General features: G+C 55.6%; 3 protein-coding genes and 1 pseudogene. 1 reads left to right on the top strand and 3 read right to left on the bottom strand.

Annotation, left to right across the window (positions count from 1 at the left end):
- A partial coding sequence (locus AC2FI9_RS22760; RefSeq protein WP_496771004.1) for a hypothetical protein occupies positions 1–201 on the top strand: 201 nt, incomplete at its 5' end.
- A gap of 54 nt (positions 202–255) precedes the next feature.
- On the opposite strand, the gene terL is transcribed toward AC2FI9_RS22760, so the two are convergent.
- From terL to AC2FI9_RS22745, 3 genes and pseudogenes are all read right to left on the bottom strand, one after another.
- Complete coding sequence (terL, locus tag AC2FI9_RS22755; protein ID WP_496771002.1) at positions 256–1,509, bottom strand: phage terminase large subunit; 1,254 nt, start codon at positions 1,507–1,509, stop codon at positions 256–258.
- A gap of 217 nt (positions 1,510–1,726) precedes the next feature.
- Entirely contained in the window at positions 1,727–2,176 is a 450-nt protein-coding gene (locus AC2FI9_RS22750) for a DUF5681 domain-containing protein (RefSeq protein ID WP_496695663.1), read from the bottom strand.
- A pseudogene (locus AC2FI9_RS22745) lies at positions 2,169–2,390 on the bottom strand (DNA methylase N-4); the annotation flags it as partial. The pseudogene AC2FI9_RS22745 and the gene AC2FI9_RS22750, both read right to left, overlap by 8 nt.

The raw sequence follows: 2,390 nt of genomic DNA, 5'->3' as shown, positions 1-2,390 counted from the left end.
CATACACGCACAACTAAAAAGGTAATGCTCAAATACCTGTCGCGCATTCAGCAAACGGTCACCTTCATATCCGCGGACTTAGTTACTTGCGTTTCTTTAGCTGCCAATGTTCGTGGCAAAGCAATTCCGCTTTGGGCTCAGAGCAGACCTTCGCTGCAATTAGCACCAACGTCAGCCTTGCGCTTCATCGCTGACGTATGAGTTCGAAGCCGTGATACCCAACCCCAGGTCGCTGGAAAGCGCTCTCGCGTGGCGTCAGAACCGCATGCGGTCTTCCCTTCTTGGTCGTTCGGGTCGATAGTTGCCTTGGCGGCGACCGGTGTAAGGATCAGTATCGAGGTATGTGCCTTGGCTTCGACGCATGTATTCGGCGAACTGGGTCAGAGCATCCACCTGATCATCTTTGAGAGCATCCGGAAACGCCAGCAGTTCCCTGCGGAACTCATCAAACCAGGGCTTGTCCGTGGGGATGACCAACTTGCCGGATCTAATCCAGTCGGTCTGTGGGATGAAGCGATCCAGCTTGCTGCTGACCACATTGACGGGCATGAAGACGCCTGCTGCGGTGCGTTTCAACTCATCAAGCAAGTGGATGCCCATCGCCGAGGACTCGATCAGGACTCTGTCAGCGCGCCATTGCTTGCGCAATCGAAGAACAGCGTTCCGCACCTCCGTATAGTTCGTTCGAGCCCGAAAGACGTCGAGTAAGTACCATCTTTCTTCATACGCATGCCAACCAAAGGTCAGCCCCACCGTAAAGTCCGAACGCGGACTATCCTTCGCCGCTGTATCCCAGCTCTGGACCCGCCGGACAAACACGCTTTCGTCCGGCAAGGTTTCCACCAGATGCAAATCGGACATTGAGAGAAATTCGTTTTCACCGTCTGTGGGGTTCTGTTGATACTGCGCCTGGAAAGCAAAATTGCCTATGTCGGCCTTGATCCGATCAAGAACCTCCTGCGGTTCCCGCTCTGGGTTCAACAAGTCCCCTGGCCGACGCTTCAGCACACTATTGTTGTAGAGCGAGATCTCTTCAGGGATCTCCGCGATCGACGGCAAACATAGATGGTCAAACGTGTCCTTTTCCAAAAGGTAGGCGGAGAAGTCATCCGGGTGCAATCGCTGCTGGATCGAGACAATACGGTCCGTGCGCTTGTCGTTCAGCCGTGAGAATAGGGTCTGGTCGAAGAAGTCACGCAACTCCTGCCGGTACGTATCGTGGCGCATTTCGGAGGGTTTACCCAGATCGTCGATGATAATGAGGTTTGCACCGAAGCCAGTGATACCTCCGCCAAGAGAGACCGATTTGCGCCCGCCTCCTTTAGTGGTTTTCATATGTTCGAACCGGTTGTGTTTGGGATCGACCTTCATCTTTGGAAACAGGCGCTGATAGAACCGACTGGTTACCAGCCGTCGAAACTGTTCGGCATGTTCGCGCGCCAGATCTTTGCCGTAACTGACAACAACCACTTTCTTTGCCGGATCGCGTCCAAGCTCAAAGGCTGGCAACAAAACAGATCCACAGATCGATTTCAGATGCCGAGGGGCTATCGAGATCATCAACCGTTGGCACTCACCAGAGGCCACACGCTGAAGGGCGTAACACATGGCCTCCAGGTAAGGGGCTCGGGCAAGCCTCTCACCCGGACACAAGATACCAAAACTGCCCGCAAGGAATGCGTAGAGGTTTTCACGCATCGCAGCCTCTGCCAGTCTTTTGCGATCATCAGAATTCAGGGCATTCATCGTCGATGCCTCCCTGGATGCTTGCAAAAAGCTGATCCGGATCGCTGCCAAACATATCCGCCAGCACTTCCAGGGCGGCCAGATCTGAACCGGAGTCGGCCGCTGATGCACCTTCGCCACCCGCCAACTCTGCAGCACGTGCCTCCTGAACCGCAGGCAACAGTTTGAGAACCCGGTCAATCGAACGCATCTCGCCCTTAACTGCCCCATTCACCAGCTGGCGCAGGATTGCTTCCAGCATAGTGACCTCGCGGCGTGATCCATTCTCGGTGATCGGGATTTTCCGAAAGAAGACTTCCTCAAGCATCGACCCAACATTCTTCGAGGCTTTCGGTCGTCCTTTCGGATTGCCGGATTGGCCTTTCTTGAATTGGGTCGCTTTGGGCGGCTTGCCGTAGCCCACCTCAAACTCTTTCGTATCGTCAGACATGATCCGCCTCCAGCTCTGAGGTGGCATTGGTTGCCGCAGAATGCGCATCGAACGTCTGGCCGGTCACCGCGTGCACGGCGTTCTCACCAGTCATCTCCTGCCAGCGGCGGATGGCGACATCGACATAGGCCGGGTCGAGCTCAATGAGCCGCGCCCGGCGCCCGATTTTCTCAGCTGCCAGCAAGGTCGCGCCGGACCCGCCAAAGGCGTCCAA

The organism is Ruegeria sp. CDSA246, assembly GCF_059611225.1.
The sequence above is the reverse complement of the archived record's forward strand: the minus strand, read 5'-3'. Positions and strand labels throughout refer to the sequence as shown.

Excerpts from the sequence above, each read along its gene's own strand:
- AC2FI9_RS22750 (WP_496695663.1), bottom strand. The coding sequence starts at position 2,176 with ATGTCTGACGATACGAAAGAGTTTGAGGTGGGCTACGGCAAGCCGCCC.